This is a genomic window from Gordonia sp. CPCC 205515 (genome assembly GCF_048537925.1).
Lineage (GTDB): Bacteria > Actinomycetota > Actinomycetes > Mycobacteriales > Mycobacteriaceae > Gordonia.
In genome coordinates this window covers 220,381-236,575 of record NZ_JBCLVJ010000004.1, presented here as the reverse complement: position 1 = coordinate 236,575, position 16,195 = coordinate 220,381, and the positions used below count along the sequence as shown (strand labels likewise).

Annotated in this window: 15 protein-coding genes; 10 read left to right on the top strand and 5 right to left on the bottom strand. The window is 67.0% G+C overall.

What is annotated here, in order from left to right:
- Positions 1 to 3 precede the first annotated feature (3 nt).
- Positions 4 to 699: a hypothetical protein gene (locus AAFP30_RS06310; RefSeq protein ID WP_419229018.1), complete on the bottom strand. Its 696-nt coding sequence runs from the start codon at positions 697 to 699 to the stop codon at positions 4 to 6.
- Between the two features lie 158 nt (positions 700 to 857).
- Here AAFP30_RS06310 and AAFP30_RS06305 point away from each other — a divergent pair, with 158 nt between their 5' ends.
- Positions 858 to 1,391, top strand: a complete 534-nt coding sequence (locus tag AAFP30_RS06305) for an LppP/LprE family lipoprotein (RefSeq protein WP_419229017.1) — start codon at positions 858 to 860, stop codon at positions 1,389 to 1,391.
- On the opposite strand, the gene AAFP30_RS06300 is transcribed toward AAFP30_RS06305, so the two are convergent.
- Positions 1,385 to 2,563: an LLM class flavin-dependent oxidoreductase gene (locus AAFP30_RS06300; protein WP_419229016.1), complete on the bottom strand. Its 1,179-nt coding sequence runs from the start codon at positions 2,561 to 2,563 to the stop codon at positions 1,385 to 1,387. The genes AAFP30_RS06305 and AAFP30_RS06300 overlap by 7 nt on opposite strands.
- 150 nt (positions 2,564 to 2,713) lie before the next feature.
- Here AAFP30_RS06300 and AAFP30_RS06295 point away from each other — a divergent pair, with 150 nt between their 5' ends.
- Complete coding sequence (locus AAFP30_RS06295) at positions 2,714 to 2,983, top strand: SAP domain-containing protein (protein WP_419229015.1); 270 nt, start codon at positions 2,714 to 2,716, stop codon at positions 2,981 to 2,983.
- A gap of 21 nt (positions 2,984 to 3,004) precedes the next feature.
- Here AAFP30_RS06295 and AAFP30_RS06290 read toward each other — a convergent pair whose 3' ends face one another.
- On the bottom strand, positions 3,005 to 3,817 hold the full coding sequence (locus AAFP30_RS06290; protein ID WP_419229014.1) for a LuxR C-terminal-related transcriptional regulator: 813 nt from the start codon (positions 3,815 to 3,817) through the stop codon (positions 3,005 to 3,007).
- Positions 3,818 to 3,946: 129 nt separating this feature from the next.
- Here AAFP30_RS06290 and AAFP30_RS06285 point away from each other — a divergent pair, with 129 nt between their 5' ends.
- From AAFP30_RS06285 to AAFP30_RS06270, 4 genes are all read left to right on the top strand, one after another.
- Positions 3,947 to 5,506 (top strand): AMP-binding protein, encoded by a 1,560-nt coding sequence (locus AAFP30_RS06285; protein ID WP_419229013.1) that lies wholly within the window; start codon positions 3,947 to 3,949, stop codon positions 5,504 to 5,506.
- Positions 5,507 to 5,878: 372 nt separating this feature from the next.
- The gene (locus AAFP30_RS06280) at positions 5,879 to 6,430 is read left to right on the top strand and encodes a DUF664 domain-containing protein (protein ID WP_419229012.1); all 552 of its coding nucleotides are present in this window, start codon (positions 5,879 to 5,881) and stop codon (positions 6,428 to 6,430) included.
- Positions 6,431 to 6,492: 62 nt separating this feature from the next.
- Positions 6,493 to 7,965, top strand: a complete 1,473-nt coding sequence (locus AAFP30_RS06275; RefSeq protein ID WP_419229011.1) for a flavin-containing monooxygenase — start codon at positions 6,493 to 6,495, stop codon at positions 7,963 to 7,965.
- 11 nt (positions 7,966 to 7,976) lie between these two features.
- On the top strand, positions 7,977 to 9,470 hold the full coding sequence (locus AAFP30_RS06270) for a carboxylesterase/lipase family protein (RefSeq protein WP_419229010.1): 1,494 nt from the start codon (positions 7,977 to 7,979) through the stop codon (positions 9,468 to 9,470).
- A gap of 4 nt (positions 9,471 to 9,474) precedes the next feature.
- Here AAFP30_RS06270 and AAFP30_RS06265 read toward each other — a convergent pair whose 3' ends face one another.
- Entirely contained in the window at positions 9,475 to 11,010 is a 1,536-nt protein-coding gene (locus AAFP30_RS06265) for a molybdopterin-dependent oxidoreductase (protein WP_419229009.1), read from the bottom strand.
- Between the two features lie 200 nt (positions 11,011 to 11,210).
- Between AAFP30_RS06265 and AAFP30_RS06260 the strand changes: the two genes are divergently transcribed.
- A complete protein-coding gene (locus AAFP30_RS06260) occupies positions 11,211 to 11,897 on the top strand; it encodes a fasciclin domain-containing protein (protein WP_419229008.1) in 687 nt (228 codons plus the stop codon).
- Positions 11,898 to 12,038: 141 nt separating this feature from the next.
- Here the strand turns inward: AAFP30_RS06260 and AAFP30_RS06255 are convergent, their stop codons facing one another.
- Positions 12,039 to 12,428: a hypothetical protein gene (locus AAFP30_RS06255; RefSeq protein WP_419229007.1), complete on the bottom strand. Its 390-nt coding sequence runs from the start codon at positions 12,426 to 12,428 to the stop codon at positions 12,039 to 12,041.
- Between the two features lie 260 nt (positions 12,429 to 12,688).
- On the opposite strand from AAFP30_RS06255, the gene AAFP30_RS06250 reads away from it, so the two are divergent.
- From AAFP30_RS06250 to AAFP30_RS06240, 3 genes are all read left to right on the top strand, one after another.
- Entirely contained in the window at positions 12,689 to 13,870 is a 1,182-nt protein-coding gene (locus AAFP30_RS06250; protein ID WP_419229006.1) for a TY-Chap domain-containing protein, read from the top strand.
- A gap of 119 nt (positions 13,871 to 13,989) precedes the next feature.
- Positions 13,990 to 15,219 carry a hypothetical protein gene (locus AAFP30_RS06245; protein WP_419229005.1) on the top strand — a complete coding sequence of 410 codons (1,230 nt, stop codon included), beginning with the start codon at positions 13,990 to 13,992 and terminating at the stop codon, positions 15,217 to 15,219.
- A gap of 101 nt (positions 15,220 to 15,320) precedes the next feature.
- The gene (locus AAFP30_RS06240) at positions 15,321 to 16,157 is read left to right on the top strand and encodes a FadR/GntR family transcriptional regulator (RefSeq protein ID WP_419229004.1); all 837 of its coding nucleotides are present in this window, start codon (positions 15,321 to 15,323) and stop codon (positions 16,155 to 16,157) included.
- Positions 16,158 to 16,195 lie beyond the last annotated feature (38 nt).

The following is a 16,195-nucleotide window of genomic DNA, read 5'->3' as shown; positions in this document are numbered from 1 at the left end:
CGGTTACCGCCCGAGCGCGGCGAGCAACTCCGCCTTGTTCATCGTCGAATAACCTTTGACGCCTTTGGCCTTGGCTTCGGCCTTCAGTTCGGCGACGGTGGGTCCGCTGCGGGCGGCCTTCTTCGGCGCACCGGCGGGGTTGGCGGTCGCCGACGCCGGTTTTTCTGCGGCGGGCCAATTCGCGACGGCCTTGCGCGCAGGCGACTCGGTCGGCAGCGGTTTCGGCGCCTCGACCTTGGGAGTGGAGGCGGGTGGTGGGGCAGCCGGTTTCGGAGTTGTCTTGGGCGACGCCGCCTTTGGTGCAGTCGTCTTTGGTGCCGTAGGTCGCGGTGCCTCCGCCCTTGGTACCACGGGCTTGGCCGGCTCGGCGGTGCGCGCCGCGGGTTTGTCGTTCTCCGGCTTCGCCTTTGACTCCGGCTTCGGCTTCGCCTTGGCTCCAGTCTTGGCCCCGGCAGGCTTTTCCAGCGCAGCCTTGTCCGCCGGCGTCTTCTTGTCGGACGCCTTCTTCCCGTCGCCGGAGTCCTTCTTCCCCTTGCCGCGCTGCGCGATGAACTTCACCAGTTCCTCACGCGCGGTCGCCGCGTCACGTTCGGCACGCTTGATCCGCTTGCGCAACCGCTTGTCGACGTTGGCGAGTTCGCCCGTCAGCACCTCGATCTGCGCTTCGAGTTGCTCGATGAGCTTGTTCTTCTTTGCCATGCCTGGCACCCCATCCTCGGCGTTGAGCGTTACCGCAAGGGTAAAACGCCGCGCGTCATTCGTTCGGCAGACTCGCGGTAACGGCCAGTTCGCGCCGCGCGACACCCAGGTGGGTCGGAACGCCAATGTCACCGGAGAAACCACCACCGGAGGTCCACATGTCACGCAGCCGTACCGCACTCCTGTCCGCCATCGCGGCCATCACGTTCGCCGTCACCCTGATCGCCCCCGCGGCCTCCGCCGCGCCCCGCACTACTCCCGGTACCGCAGCCAACGGTCAATGTCTGAGCCTGACGTCGTCGGAAGTGCAACGCGGATTGCGCAGCATCGGACCACCGCTGGGCCGCCGCGATCTGCACTGGGTGCCGCGCAACCGGTCGACGAACCGAACTCCGAACTGCCCGCCGATCATGTTCGCCGTCTTCGACACCTCGGGCGGGACGGTGTCCTCCCCGGTTGCGGTGCTGTTGTTCCGGCCCGGCAAGTATCTGGGCGCGGCCAACAAGCCGACCGGTTACACCACCGCCTCGGCCCCCACACCGTTCTTCGTGCAGGTCACCTACCGCTGGCCGCTGCCCACCGATCCCAACGCCGCGCCGAGTGGCGGTCCGGTGACGTCTTACTTTGTGGCACTGGGTGATACCGTGCTGCGGTTCGGCCAGTTGCCACCCGGCGTCACCTCGAGTTACTGAGGCGCGCCGCCCTTGGCCTCGACCTCGGCCTGGTACTTGCGGGTCATGTGATCGACCGCCTCGAGTTGCTTCTTCGCGTAGCCCTCGCGCACGAGTCGCGCATGCTCGGCGGCGTCGAGCGTCGCCTGCGCCTGCTCCTGGAAGTGTGGCATCACCTCATCGGCGAACAGTTCCGCGGATCGGCGTGAGTCTTCGGGATTGGCCCAGTCATGGCCCATCTGCAGCATGCAGCCGAACCCGCCGGACTGGTCCCACAGACGCTGCACCTGGGCGCGTGCCTGTTCCGGTGTGCCGATCACGCCGATGCCGGCCTCGGTGACGTAATCGATCATCTCGGTCAATCGGCTGCCCGAGACAGCCATCTGCGGAAACGCCGCGACGTGCTGGAAGTAGTCGAACCACTGCTCGATCCCGTACTCGACCTGTTTGCGCGCCTTCTCCTCGGTCTCGGCGATATGGAACGGCCCGACCAGCCGCCACTGCGACCGGTCCACCGTCGTTCCATGCGCGGCGGCACGCTCCTCCATCACGTTCCAGTGGTGGGACAAGGCGTCGAACCCGTCGGCCGAAAGCGTCGCGCCGATCGAGAGGAGGCCGAGGCCGTAGGTGCCGGCAAGGCGCGGACCGGTCGGGGAGGCGACGGCGGCGAGCGCGATCTCGATACCGCCCGGGGTGAACGGCGCGAGTTGCAACTTGGCGTCGATGAGTTCGTGGGTACGGGTCTTGGCGCTGACCGTCTCACCACGCAGGAGCTTGACGACGATATCGAGGTTCTCCGACAACAACTCTCGCGTGTCGGTGGGATCGAGTCCGATCATCGCCGAATCGGTCGGCAGCGATCCCGGTCCGATACCGAAGATGGCGCGGCCGCGGGTCAAGTGATCGAGCTGCATCATGCGGTCGGCCGCCCACAGCGGATTGTGGTACGAGAGCGACGTCACTCCGGTGCCGAACTTGATCCGGTGCGCTCGCTGCGACGCGGCAGCGATCATGATCTCCGGCGACGCGATGATCTCGCTGCCCGCCGAGTGATGCTCGCCGTACCAGATCTCGTCGTACCCGAGCCGATCGAGATGGACCGCGAACTCGAGATCCCGCTCCATCGCTGACGTGGGATTACGCCCAGGCGCGTGGAACGGCGCGACAAAGTAACCGAAACGAAGCCTGCTCACGAAAATCTCCTCTTCCCGATCCGGACGTCTCGTCAGCGACCCTAGACGTTTGTGAGCTGGGCCACGCCGACATTCGACGAGTAGCGTCGAAGAAGCACTCGGTTGAGCCCACAGGCGAGCCACTGTCCGATCGTCAGCACAGGAGTAGCCATGCCCACCGAAGATCCCGGTCCCTCGGTCAAGGACGACGAACTCTACGAGAAGCTGCGCGATGAGGGGAACTCGAAGGAGAAGTCCGCCCGCATCGCCAATGCTGCGGCCAACACCTCCCGGTCGGAGGTCGGGCACAAGGGTGGTGCGTCGGGCTCGTACGAGGACTGGACCGTCGACGAACTCCGTTCGCGGGCAAAAGAAATCGGGCTGACCGGATACTCCGACCTGAAGAAGGCTGAGCTCATCAAGGAATTGCGGGAGCACTGACGACGCCGGCATCAGCCACACTCAGCCCGGCAGCAACCCCATCCGCCGCGCCGTCACCACGGCTTCCAACCGCGTGGACGCACCGAGCTTGCCCATCGCGTCCTTCATATAGCCCTTGACGGTGTACACGCCGAGGCCCAGATCTTCGGCGATGCGGGCGTTGCTGCGGCCGAGCGCCGCCAGGGCCAGAACGTCCTCTTCCCGCCGCGTCAGCGCCACCGGGGATTCCTCGGCCGACGCCCCGTCGAGCAGCAGATCGGTGATCCGCGCGATCTCGCCGGCCAGGGCGTCGTCGTCCACCGACCGCCCGAGCTTTCGGAGCTGGCCGTAGGCCTGGGTCAGCCGATCCCGCAGCTCATCGACACCCGACGGTCCGGTCACCGCCAGCCGCGCGGCGACGATCTGCTGCTCGAGCGCCCGCGCTTCGCCGGCCAGGACGTCGAAGGTTCGGGGGCCGATCGGGTCGTCGCTGTGCAGGGCTCCGTAGAGCACGGCGAGGGGTTCGCGGTCGACGATCACCGGCACCGCAGCCATCGCCCGCAGACCCTCCGATGCGATGAACGTGTTGTAGCGGTGGGTGATTCGCGGGGTGCGGAGGTAGTCGTCGACGGCAACCGGCCGGTTGACCGAGATGACCTTGCCGCCGAGTCCGTGTCCTTCGTCGACGCTGACACCCGAGAGTGCACCGCGGGTGTTGCCGACGAAGTGTTCGAGCCGGAGGGTCTGTAAGTCGCGGCGCGGGTCTTGGCGCACCATTCCGGCGAAGGCCAGCGACACCCCGCTGGCCTTGCGGACCCGACGCAGCGCATCGACGACGAGATCTGGCTCCGTCATGTCGCCTCCTGCGCTCCCGACCCCTCTTCCGGGGGTGTTCTCCGCGCCGAGTGACGTGAAGAATGTGACTCAGCTTACCGAGGATCGGCACGCGCCGGTTCTGCGCACGTTCTACCGGAGGAACTCGGCATGACTCAGACCGCTCCCGCCCCGTCCGTTGCGGCCCACCTCGACGAATGGGTGGCCACGTTCGGCGCCCCGGATGCGAACGCCGCCGAACTGCTGGTCGACCGGCACGATCCGGCCGCGGTCGCGTTCACCACCATCGACCTCGACGGCGACGCGCTGGTCACCGTCGATCTGACCTACGGCGAGCTGGCCGAGTCGTCGAAGCGTTTCGCCACCGCGCTGGCCGACCTGGGTATCGGTCGCGGCGACACCGTCGGCGTCCTGATGGGCAAACGCACCGAGCTGGTGGTGGCGCTGCTGGCGATCGCCCGCCTCGGCGCCGTCTACATCCCACTGTTCACCGCGTTCGCGCCGCCGGCCATCGAGATGCGGCTGACCGCAGGCAACGCGCGGGTCGTGATCACCGAACCCAGCCAGGCCGACAAGGTGGCGGGCCTGGACGTGACCACCGTGGTGGCGGGTGAGCAGTTCGACGACCTCGTCGCCGCCAGCGAGCCGATCACGGATTCGGTGGCGGTCGGCGGCGACGGCCCGCTGATTCTGCTCTTCACCAGCGGCACCACCGGCGCACCCAAGGGTGTGCCGGTCCCGGTGAACGCATTGGCCTCGTTCTGCTGCTACATGCATTACGGCCTCGACGTCGCCGCCGACGACGTGTTCTGGAACGCTGCCGACCCCGGCTGGGCCTACGGCCTCTACTACGGGGTGCTCGGACCGTTGGCGCTGGGTCGTCGAAACCTGTTGCTGCACGCCGGTTTCTCCCCCGAAGTCACCGCCAAGGTCTTGCGCGAGCTGGGCGTCACCAACTTCGCCGCCGCACCGACCGTGTACCGATCGCTGTCCAAGGATCCCTCGTTCAGTGGCTTTCAGCTCCGACGGGCATCGTCGGCGGGCGAACCGCTCACGCCCGACGTGATCGACTGGGCGCGCGAGGCGCTGCACACCGAGGTGCGGGACCACTACGGCCAGACCGAGCACGGCATGTTCATCAACAACCACTGGCATCCCGACGTCGCCGAACCGCTGGTGCCCGGGTCGATGGGCAAGCCGATGCCCGGATTCGCGGCCGGCATCGTGGACGGGCAGATCGCCATCGACGTCGCCCACAGTCCGCTGATGTGGTTCACCGGCTACCTCGACGCCCCGGACAAAACCGCCGCCCGCTTCACCGAGGACAAAGCCTGGTACCTCACCGGCGACACCGGCCGCATGGACGACGACGGCCGCTTCTACTTCAGTGCCCGCGACGACGACGTGATCATCATGGCCGGCTACCGCATCGGCCCGTTCGACGTGGAGAGCGTCCTTATCACGCACCCGTCGGTGATGGATGTCGCGGTCGTCGGCCGCCCGGATCAACTACGCGGCGAGGTCCTCGAAGCGTTCGTGGTGCTCGCCGACGGCGTCGCCGGCACCGACGAGCTGGAGAAGGAGCTGCAGCAACTGGTCAAGACCGGTTTCGCCGCCCACGCCTACCCCCGGGCCGTGCACTTCGTCGACGCCCTGCCCAAGACCCCGAGCGGCAAGATCCAGCGCTTCATCCTGCGTAAGCAGGACTGACCCCCAAGCCTCGAAGGCTCACCGGATAGCGCGGGTCAAGCGTTGACAGCGCCTCAAATTTCATCGACAGCGCCCACACTCGACCGCGACACCGGATAGCGCGCGAGTCAAGCGTTGACAGCGCCGCGAATTTCATCGACAGCGCCCATCCGGCCTCGAAACCGCCACATCGCCCAAAGCCATGGGCGCTGTCGATGAAAGGCGGGGCGCTGTCAACGCAACTCCCGGCGTCAGCCGGGCACAACGCAACCCCTGCCAAAGGCGCAACTCCGCCAAAGCCCGGCCCAAAAACAACGCGGACCGAACCTGTCCGCAATCCCTCGTAACGTGGTTCCCGAAGCACCGAGAAGACCACCACCGAGAGGACCGATCATGGCCGGCACATACACCCCCGTCACCCTGACCGTCGAGGTCACCAGCGAGCGCGAAGACATCCTCACCCTGCTCAACGATCAGCGCGCGATGTTCCTCGTCCCGATGCGCGGACTCACCGAGGAACAGGCGCGCTTGAAGACGACGGTCAGCGATCTGACGCTGGGTGGCCTCCTCAAGCACGTCACCCTGGTCACGCAGAACATCGCCGACGAGATCCACAAGCGCGACGAGAACGCGACGGTCGACCTCGAGTCCCTCGGCGACGCCTACGTCCTGACCGATGACGAGACCGTGGACCAGTGGCTGACCGCCTATGCCGAGGCCGGCGCCGCCATCGAGCGACTCGTCGCCGAGGCGGACTCCCTTGACGACCTCATTCCGCAGGCCACCGCCCCGTGGGCGCCCGAGCGGCAGTGGTGGCCAATCCGCAAGATGATCCTGCACCTGCTGCGCGAGATCGCCCATCACTCGGGTCACGCCGACATCCTCCGCGAAGCCCTCGACGGCCAGACGACGATGGCGGCGCTCTACGACGGGCCGCTTCCCTGATCGCTCTTCGCTTTGGGTGAACCTGTTCCAGTTCTGCCCCGTAGGTCGTAGTGTCGAGTCCCATGACGGGGTTTGACGACATCTATGACGTGATCATCATCGGGGCGGGACTGTCCGGTATCGACGCGGCCTACCGGCTGCGGGAGGAGAACCCGGCGCTGCGCTACCTGATCCTGGAGCGCCGGGAGCGGATCGGCGGCACTTGGGATCTGTTCCGCTACCCCGGAATCCGTTCGGACAGCGACATTTTCACCCTCAGCTTCCCCTTCGAGCCGTGGCGTCGCCCCGAGGCGATGGCCCAGGGCGGCGATATCCGCGACTACGTCGAGGCCACCGCCCACAAGCATGGCATCTACGAGCACATCCGCTTCGGGCACCGGGTGCAGTCCGCCGACTGGGACTCGACCACCGACACCTGGACACTTGCGGCCGAGGCCGACGACGCACCGCAGACCTACCGCACCCGCTTCGTTTACTTCGCGACCGGCTACTACGACTACGACCATCCCTACCAGGCGCGCTTCGCCGGGATCGACGACTTCACCGGCACCGTCGTCCATCCACAGCACTGGCCGGAGGATCTCGACTACACCGGTAAACGAGTCGTCGTCATCGGTAGCGGCGCCACCGCGGTCAGCCTCATCCCGGCGCTCGCCGAGCAGGCCGGGGAATTGACGATGCTGCAGCGGTCGCCGTCGTACATCGCGTCCATGTCGCAGCGTCAGCGGATCAGTCCGATCCTGCGAAAGGTGTTGCCGGCCAAGCTTGCCCATCAACTGATCCGCAGCCGCTATGCGGCCCAGACCGCCGCCATCGTGCACGGCACGCACCGCTTCCCCACCGTCGGGCGCAAGCTGATCCGCGCGGGGGTCGCCAAAGAGCTGCCCGAGGACTATCCCATCGACGTGCACTTCAACCCCGCGTACAACCCGTGGGAGCAGCGGATGTGCATGGTGCCCGACGGCGACCTGTTCGTCGACATCCGCGAGAACCGGGTGGAGATGGTCACCGACCACATCGACCGCTTCGACGCCACCGGCGTCCTCCTGAAGTCCGGCCGCCACCTCGACGCCGACATCGTCATCACCGCGACCGGCTTGAATCTCCTGGCGTTCGGTGACGTCAAGATCCGCGTCGACGACGCCGAGGTCAAGCCCGGCGACCGGTTCCTGTTCAAGAGCCATCTCCTCGAGGACGTCCCGAACTTCGCGTGGTCGGTCGGCTACACCAACGCGTCGTGGACGCTGCGCGCCGACATGACCGCCCGCGCCGTTGCAAAGTTGTTGAGCTACATGACTACTCACGCCTATACGCACGCCTATCCGCATCTCGGAGAGACGTCGATGGCGGGCGGGCCGCTGTGGGATCTGAAGGCCGGGTATGTCGAACGTGCCCCGGACGCCCTGCCGAAGTCGGGTTCGGGCGGCTCGTGGAAGGTACGGCACAACTACTACCGCGACGCCATCGATCACTACCGCGACGACATCACCGAATCCATGGTGTTCGGTCGCGCAGCCGCCGTCACCTCGAAGTAGGAGATCCATCCATGTCCACCGCCTCGCCGACCGTCACCACCACCAGCGGACCGGTCGCCGGTAAAACCGTCGACGACGGCGTCCTTCGCTTCGCCGGTATCCCCTATGCGGCAGCGCCTTTCGATGAGAACCGGATGCAGCCGCCACAGCCGGCGCCCACGTGGGACGACGTGCGTGATGCCACCGAGTTCGGTGCCACCGTCCCCAAGGGTGACTACCCGCCCGCCTACGCGCGCATCCTCCACGAGGTGACCATCCCCGGCGACGACTGCCTCAACGTCAACGTCTGGACGCCTGATACCTCCGCGTCGCTGCCGGTGCTGGTGTGGATTCACGGCGGCTCGTTCATGAACGGCTCGGGCTCGGTCTCCGAATACGATGGCACCGCGTTCGCCCGGGACGGCGTCGTCACCGTCACCATCAATTACCGCCTTGCCGCCGAAGGCTTTCTGTACCTCGACGACGGGATCGCCAACATCGGCCTGCAGGATCAGATCGCCGCACTGCGGTGGGTCCGCGACAACATCGCCGCCTTCGGCGGGGATCCGGCCCGCGTGACGGTGGCCGGCGAGTCGGCCGGCGCCATGAGTGTCAGCACATTGCTCGCCATGCCGGCCGCCAAAGGGCTGTTTACGCAAGCGATCACCCAGTCCGGCGCGACGGCGCACACGCTCTCTCCCGAGACGGCGACCGCGGTCGGGCGGCGACTGGCCGAGACGCTGGGAGTCGATCCCACCCGAGCAGCTATCACTGCGCTACCCATCGAGCAGGTCTCCAAGGCCGCCGCAGACCTGGTGACCGAGGTGCAGAGTGGTGGCGACCCCGCTAAGTGGGGTTCACTTGCGTTGAGCCTCTTACCTTTTGCGCCGGTGATCGACGAGACTCTTCCGGTCGACCCACTTGATGCCATCTCCGACGGAGCCAGCGACGACATCCGCGTACTGACCGGCACCACCCGTGACGAGGCGCGACTGTTCCTGGTCGCGCCCGGCGTGATCGAATACATCGACGACGCGGGGCTGATGGCCTCGGCCGGCGCGTACGGCCTGTCCGAGGACGGCGTGAACGTCTATCGCGCGAATCGCCCCGACGCCAGTCCCGGCGATGTGATGGCTGCGCTCGTCACCGACTGGTTCTTCGCCATCCCAGCGACGCGGGTCGCCGAGGCGCGGGTGAATCGCGGGCAGGCACCCACCTGGATCTACCGCTTCGACCAGCTCACCCCGGACGACAATGCAGGTCTGGCCAACGCGCACGCCACCGAGATCCCGTTTGTCTTCGACACCGCACATTTCCCCACTTCTACGGGACTGGTCGGCCCGAATCCCTCACGGGCCGCAGTGGATACGGCGCACCGGGTCTGGGTCGACTTCGTCACCACCGGCGATCCCGGCTGGCCCGCCTACGACCTCACCGACCGCACCGTCGGGCTGCTCACCGAAACCGTCACTGCGGCAAATGATCCCAACAGCGGCGAGCGCCAGCTCTGGGACGGCATCCGCTGACCCGTCACTGATCGATCCGGAACACCCGGCTGTGCCACCCGGTGGCGCCGTCGGGGATCGGGGCCACCCGGCGCTCGGGTTGCACGGCGCCGGTGTCGTCGGTCGCCCGGCAGTACAGCGTGTGCTGACCGGGCGTCGCATCCCACCCCCACATCCATTGCCGCCACGTATCTTTCGAGTACTCCGTCGCCAATGTCGCGGGCTCCCATGGACCGTCGTCGACCCGCACCTCGACGCCGCGGATTCCGCGATGCTGCGCCCACGCCGTACCCGCGACGACGATCCGTCCGGGCGGATGCTGAGACAGCGGTGCCGGACGGTCGATGCGCGAGGCGGTCTTGATCGGTGCCTGCACTCCCCACCCGCGTTTGGTCCAATACGCTTCGGCGCGATCGAATCTCGTGATCTCCCAGTCGACAACCCACTTGCATGCCGAGACGAAGCCGTAGAGCCCGGGAACCACCTGCCGGACCGGATAACCGTGTTCGAGCGGTAGCGGTGTGCCGTTCATACCGAAGGCGAGCATGGCGTCGCGCCCGTCGGTGATTGCCGAGATCGGTGTCCCCGACGTCCAGCCGTCGACGCTGGTGGACAACAGCATGTCGGCGTCGTCGTGCACGCCGACCCGTGACAGGATCTCGGTCATCGGGATGCCGAGCCAGCGCGCGTTGCTCGCCAGATCGCCGCCGACCTCGTTGGACACACACGTGAGGGTGATGATGCGTTCGACCGCGGGGATCGCCATCAGGTCATCCCAGCCCAGCGTCAATTCCCGATCGACCATGCCGTGCACCCGTAGTTGCCAGTCACGCGTGCTGAGTTGCGGCACCTGCAGCGCAGTGTCGATGCGGTAGAAGGTCGCGTTGTCGGTCATGAACGGTGTTGCGCCGGGCAGTGTCACATCGGCGCCGTCGGGCACCGCGGCAGCAGTGGTGCGCGGGGCAGGCAACGCAAGACGCATCCGTTCCGCGACCACCCCGCCGGCGCGTCCTACCTGGCGGACGACCACCGCACCGACGGCCGACGCCACGGCCAGCACCCCGACCGCACCGAGAAAGCGCCGCCGAGACCAGCCAGTGTCGGTCGGGGACTCATCGCTGCGGGGCGTCGCCCCCCGACAGAGCACGACGAGCACCACGCCGGCGACGATCCCCGACACCAATGCGGGAGCGACATAGAGTGCCCGCACCGTCGGCCGCGTCAGCGCCGCCGTGATCGCCACGACGACAAACCCCACGATCACCGCCAGCCCCCACGGCGGACGGCGGACCTGCACCAACCCGGCGACCGCGGCGAGGACGAGCATCGCGACGGCGATCCCGATCAGCAACGCCGGTTTGTCGTTGGTGCCGAACCGATCGATGGCGAACTCACGTGCCCAGGCAGGAGCGTGGTCCACCAGAAACGCGCCCACGGCGTGATAGGGCGACGCGAACGGTGACACCACCAACGCGACGAGTTCACCGGCGGCGACGCCGGTGCCCACCGCCACGATGCCCGACAACGCTGCCCGAACGTCTCGCTCTGCATGTGCGTACATCAGCAGCTTCCTCCCATCCAGAGCAACGACGGGTCTGTCAATCGCGTTGCTGTGCAATCTCATCGGGCATTCGCATGAGACCGCTCATCGGATGGGATTTGGCACGAACGGAATTCGGACCCATCCGGAAATCCGTTTCCAGCGAATGACTTCTCGAGACCTGCCGGGCGGTGGGTTCATCACCGACAGATTGGATGATCATGGCTCTCAATCGAATGCAGCGTGCCCTCATGGCGGCATCGGGGGCGATTCTCGCCGTCGGCGTCGTCGCCGGATGTTCCTCCGACGACAATTCGTCGTCGGATGCCACTACCAGCGCCCCGATGTCGGGCATGACCACCAGCATGATGCCGAGCAGCGACATGTCCAGTGGCGATATGGCGGCACCGGCTTCCGGGCTGGTCGGACCGGGTTGTGCGGCCTACGCCCAGGCCAATCCCTCGGGTCCGGCGTCGGTCGATGGCATGGCGGCGGCACCGGTCGCGACTGCGGCTGCCGCAAACCCGATGCTCAAGACCCTGACGGCGGCCGTCTCCGGACAGCTGAATCCCGAAGTGAATCTTGTTGACACGCTCAACAACGGCCAGTACACGGTGTTCGCGCCGACCGACGACGCTTTCGCCAAGCTTCCCCCGGCCACCGTCGACCAACTGAAGACGGACAAGGATCTGTTGACGAAAATCCTGACCTACCACGTGGTTTCGGGTCAGATCCCGCCCACGGATATCGCCGGTGAGCACAAGACCCTCGAGGGTCAGAATGTGAACGTCACCGGATCGGGCCAGGACTTCAAGGCCAATGACTCCAACGTGGTCTGCGGCGGGATCAAGACCGCCAATGCCACCGTCTACCTCATCGACACGGTGATGATGCCGCCGGCGATGTGACACGCTGACGGTCCAATCGGTTGCGGTTTGCTTCGGTCACCGATGCAAACCGCAACCGATTCATGTCTGCAGCCTCACCCCGAACACACCGACGGGCGGAGCCGGCGCGGGGTAGCCGACTCCGCCCTCGCCGGGCGTAGCTCAGAACGCCATGCACAGACTGCCGAGGTTGAGACCCTGGCCCACCTGGACGGTGGTGGTGCGGGTGACCAGTGTGCCCACCTGGCGCGCCTTCAGGATGTGCGTGCCCGGGGTGGTGGGTGTCCACTTGACGGTGGCGATGCCGCCCGAGGGAGCCACACCCCCGCCGCCGATCGCCACGCCGTTGTCGGTGAAGTTCACGAGTTTGTTGCCGCTCGCGGACGCGTTCACGTCGTAGGTACAGGTGGTACCGAAGTTTCCGCCCGAGCCCGGCTGTGCGGTGATGCTGCTGACCACGGCATTGGCCGGAGCGGTCGCCACGACGACAGCCGCCGCCGCACCGAACAGCGCCGTTGCTGCGGCAGCGGTACGTCCTTTGTTGATCGACATGTTTCCTCCTGGAGGGGGGTGTAGTGCGGCGAGTGGTGGTGGGGGTCCGCACACCGAAAAGCCTGCCGCGCGGAAACGACGGACAAACGCGAAGTCGACCACGCGACTTTCCCACGACCAACTACCTAGGCCGGGCCTGAGTACTTGCTGTGAGCAGCCTGAGCAGCGCGAATAGCATTTCTGTCGGACCCTCGTCGTAGCCTGCAGGGCTATCGGGTCGAGCGGTAACGCTCCCCATCCTGCGACTGAGAGGGGTCACCATGACTCTGCTGAGCTTTGACGACGACATCGAGGCGGCGTGGCGCCGCTTCCGCATCGATCTCGGTGACCGCATCGCGGTCCTGGAGCAGGGCGACGAGCTCCGCTTCGGCCCGTTCGACGACGACGTGGAGATGCACGCCGCGATGACGCTCAGCGTCACCGCGGCACGCAGGTTCCGGTGCCGCCTCCGCTGCAGCACGCATCACGAACTGAGCCGACGGGAGATGCTCGACGACGCCGGGTGGCGAGAACTGCGCAACGGCGACCTGATCGTCGAGACCGGCCGACGAAACGTAGATCGGCTGGCCGCGCTGAGCGTGCGTGCCCTCCGCGACGTCTACGACGTCGTTCATCCGACCCTCCTGGCGCAAGGCTCTGCTATACAAGCTGTTTCGGCTCCAACGGAGCCGCTGATCGAGTTCGCGGTCAGTCCGCAGGACGAGGACGAACTCCACCGCCTGGCCATCGACGCGTTGGCAGCGATGACCGGCACCGTCGTCGACGTCGACGATGAGGGCCGGATTCCACTGCCCACACATCCCGTCACTTCGTGGCTGCGCACCCTGCCCGACGTCGCGGCGATGGAGTGTTACGCCGTGTTGTGCAAGGGGATCACCGATCCCGGGCAGGCCGCCCTGTTCCTGGCCACCGGTGCCGATCAGTGGCCGGGTGTCTCGCTGCATCTCGCCAAGGGCCAGGTGCACGCGTCCCTGCGTATCGAATGCTCGGTATTCCACCCGGCCAACCTGGCGACCGCGTTGGCCATGTGGTTCGCGTTCGTGCGCGACCACGCTTTGAGCATCGAAATCGCCTGCGGCCCTTCGGCACCGCTCACCAATCGACTAGCGATTGGCGCGAGCCTTCCGCCCGGCCTCACCGGCGTGCTCGACCTCCTGCACGACCGCGCCACCGCAGACCCGGCGGGCGTGGCCGCCATGGCCGGCCACGACGCACCCATGCTGGTGCGCTACCTCCGCGTCTGCGCCCGCAACGCCCAGCGCTGCAAGATGTCCGAGGCCGACGCCCTGAGACGCGGAGACACCCGCGACGCCGCGCGGTTCGAGGACGAGCGTCAGCAGTGGTGGCATGTCATCCGCGCCCTCGGCGCTGCGCTCCGGTTCGTGCTGGATCGTCGACGCCAGATGCAGGCACAAGCCGAACGACGAAAACGGCCGGCATGATACGACGCCGGAACCTATCGCGCAGAACGACGGAGCGTTACCAATTTCACATGCGCGACAACGCCTTTCCTTGGACGGAAACCTTCCGTACGGCGGTCGCCCACAGGCAGAATCAGCGCATGACTGCGCGCCGGGCCCTGCCACGTCGGACACAACTCGTGGCGGCGGCCGTCGGACTCTCCGCAGCGGGATTGCTCGCGATGGGCGCGGGGACCGCCCTCGCCGACGACGGCTCCGCCACGGGCACCGGGTCCGGCGGCACCAGTTCCAGCACTGCAGACTCCGCTGGCACCGCGGACGCCGGCACGACGGGCTCCGGCACCGCCGAGTCCGACAGCACCACGTCTGCCGGCACCGGGGAGTCAGGCACTGCGGAGTCCGGCACTGCGGAGTCAGGCACTGCGGAGTCCGGCACCGGGGAATCGTCAACCGGAGAGTCGGCCACCGGGACCGAGCCGACCGGCGACCCCACGACGGACGACACTGCCGGCGCACCGTCGTCGGACCCCACCAGCGAGCCGACGGCCGACAGCACGACAGGTCCCGCGACGGGCCCGACCCGCCCGGAGCCGAACTCCTCCGCAACGCCATCGGCCACGCCGACGCCCGAAACCACGGCCACCGACGTGACGGCGGCCGAACCGGCCACGTCCGCGGCAGACACATCGGCAACGACCACCTCCGATCCGACTCCCGCGGCCTCGGCACCAACGGTTACGCCGACACCGGCAGCCAGTGATGGCTCAGCCGTCACTGTGGCCGAGACCGTCGATGCGGGCTCGACCAGTGTCACGCCTGCGATCGCGGAACCCTCAGCCGTGGAGACGCCCGTCATCCAGGCCGCCGACGCGTCGCCGCTGGCGTCGTTGCTGGGCACCACCACCTCGGTACCCGCCTCACTGATCGCGCTGGTGCAGAACCTGACGCTCGGCGCGTCCACCTCGACGCGGGTGGCCGCAACCGCGACCTCCGACGAGTGGTGGACGTCGTTGATCCCGACGATCGCGCTACCGCCCACCACCTGGGAGCCGGACTCACAGGAGTGGGAGGACCAGTGGGAAGCCTTCGCGTCGTCGATCGTGGTGTGGGTGCCCGGCGTCGGCACGGTGGTCAATTACGTCAGCCTCGGGATCGACACCTACCAACTCGGGACCGCGGTGACCGCCCGGGACACCGCCGGCGTTGCTGACGAGGTCGGCGATCTGTCCGGCGACGTCGGGCGTCTTGTCTTCGGGCAGGTCGTCGGCGACACCATCCGCGTACTCATCGTCAACTACGTCGCGAATACCGTCTCCGTCTGGATCATCGACGCGACCGCGGGAGTCACAGCACCGGCCGTCGCGGTCTGATCGGACCCGCAATGGGCAATCGATCATGATCTTTTCGGTACGATTGCCCCATTCGTCACACGAACGACGTGCGACACCGAGTAGCCACTGCCGAGGGACCGATGACCGATACCACCCATGGTGCCGCATCGGATCCGATCGAGCCCCCCGACATTCCCGCACTGACGCCCGAAATATGGCACGGCGCAATGAACTTGCCGGGCACCGTCCCGGTCGGACTGTCCCGGGCCGAGTTGGCGGCCAACAAGATCGCACGGTTGTCCGGCGACCATCAGCCCGGTGACCGCATCGGCAGCAAGGACGATCTACGGCAGGTATGCCAAGTCTCGGTCGGCACCATCAACGAAGCCATCAAGCTCGCCCTGGAACGCGGCATCATCACCTCCCGACCAGGCCCCGGAGGCGGCATCTTCGCCGCCGAGCCCCCGCCGCTCTCCCGGATGAACGGGTGGTTCCGCGAAGCTGCCGGCGACGTGACCGCACTCCCCGAGTCGATCCAGATCCGCGACGCGCTGGCACCGCTACTCGTCTCCGAGGTGATGACCCGGCTGACCGACGCCGACATCGACGAGTTCAATGACCTCCTCGGCGCCGTCCACAAAGCTCACGACCGCCGCGACGTCCCCGGGTTCATCTGGGCCGCGTGGAACGTCCACGAACACTTCGCCGGCCTCGGTCGCAGCCAACTCCTCGACAGCCTCTACCTGTCGATCATGGACGTCGGCACGTCGCACGTCCGTGCACGCCTGCAGCAGGCCGACGACGACGGAACCCGCGACGTCGCCGTCTACTTCGAGGACTTTGCGCAGGTCATCGAGGACTTCGTCGTCGCCCTCAGCAACCGCGACGCCCCCGCCGCGATCGATGCGCTGCGCCGCACCGACCCGTCGATGATGCTGCGGGCACCGGTGGACGAGACCACCACCGCCACTCGCTGAATCAGCACCGGCCACATCGCCGTCACCGCAGGTAGACG

Excerpts from the sequence above, each read along its gene's own strand:
- AAFP30_RS06310 (WP_419229018.1), bottom strand. The coding sequence starts at position 699 with ATGGCAAAGAAGAACAAGCTCATCGAGCAACTCGAAGCGCAGATCGAG.
- AAFP30_RS06305 (WP_419229017.1), top strand. The coding sequence starts at position 858 with ATGTCACGCAGCCGTACCGCACTCCTGTCCGCCATCGCGGCCATCACG.
- AAFP30_RS06295 (WP_419229015.1), top strand. The coding sequence starts at position 2,714 with ATGCCCACCGAAGATCCCGGTCCCTCGGTCAAGGACGACGAACTCTAC.
- AAFP30_RS06290 (WP_419229014.1), bottom strand. The coding sequence starts at position 3,817 with ATGACGGAGCCAGATCTCGTCGTCGATGCGCTGCGTCGGGTCCGCAAG.
- AAFP30_RS06285 (WP_419229013.1), top strand. The coding sequence starts at position 3,947 with ATGACTCAGACCGCTCCCGCCCCGTCCGTTGCGGCCCACCTCGACGAA.
- AAFP30_RS06280 (WP_419229012.1), top strand. The coding sequence starts at position 5,879 with ATGGCCGGCACATACACCCCCGTCACCCTGACCGTCGAGGTCACCAGC.
- AAFP30_RS06275 (WP_419229011.1), top strand. The coding sequence starts at position 6,493 with ATGACGGGGTTTGACGACATCTATGACGTGATCATCATCGGGGCGGGA.
- AAFP30_RS06270 (WP_419229010.1), top strand. The coding sequence starts at position 7,977 with ATGTCCACCGCCTCGCCGACCGTCACCACCACCAGCGGACCGGTCGCC.
- AAFP30_RS06265 (WP_419229009.1), bottom strand. The coding sequence starts at position 11,010 with ATGTACGCACATGCAGAGCGAGACGTTCGGGCAGCGTTGTCGGGCATC.
- AAFP30_RS06260 (WP_419229008.1), top strand. The coding sequence starts at position 11,211 with ATGGCTCTCAATCGAATGCAGCGTGCCCTCATGGCGGCATCGGGGGCG.
- AAFP30_RS06255 (WP_419229007.1), bottom strand. The coding sequence starts at position 12,428 with ATGTCGATCAACAAAGGACGTACCGCTGCCGCAGCAACGGCGCTGTTC.
- AAFP30_RS06250 (WP_419229006.1), top strand. The coding sequence starts at position 12,689 with ATGACTCTGCTGAGCTTTGACGACGACATCGAGGCGGCGTGGCGCCGC.
- AAFP30_RS06245 (WP_419229005.1), top strand. The coding sequence starts at position 13,990 with ATGACTGCGCGCCGGGCCCTGCCACGTCGGACACAACTCGTGGCGGCG.
- AAFP30_RS06240 (WP_419229004.1), top strand. The coding sequence starts at position 15,321 with ATGACCGATACCACCCATGGTGCCGCATCGGATCCGATCGAGCCCCCC.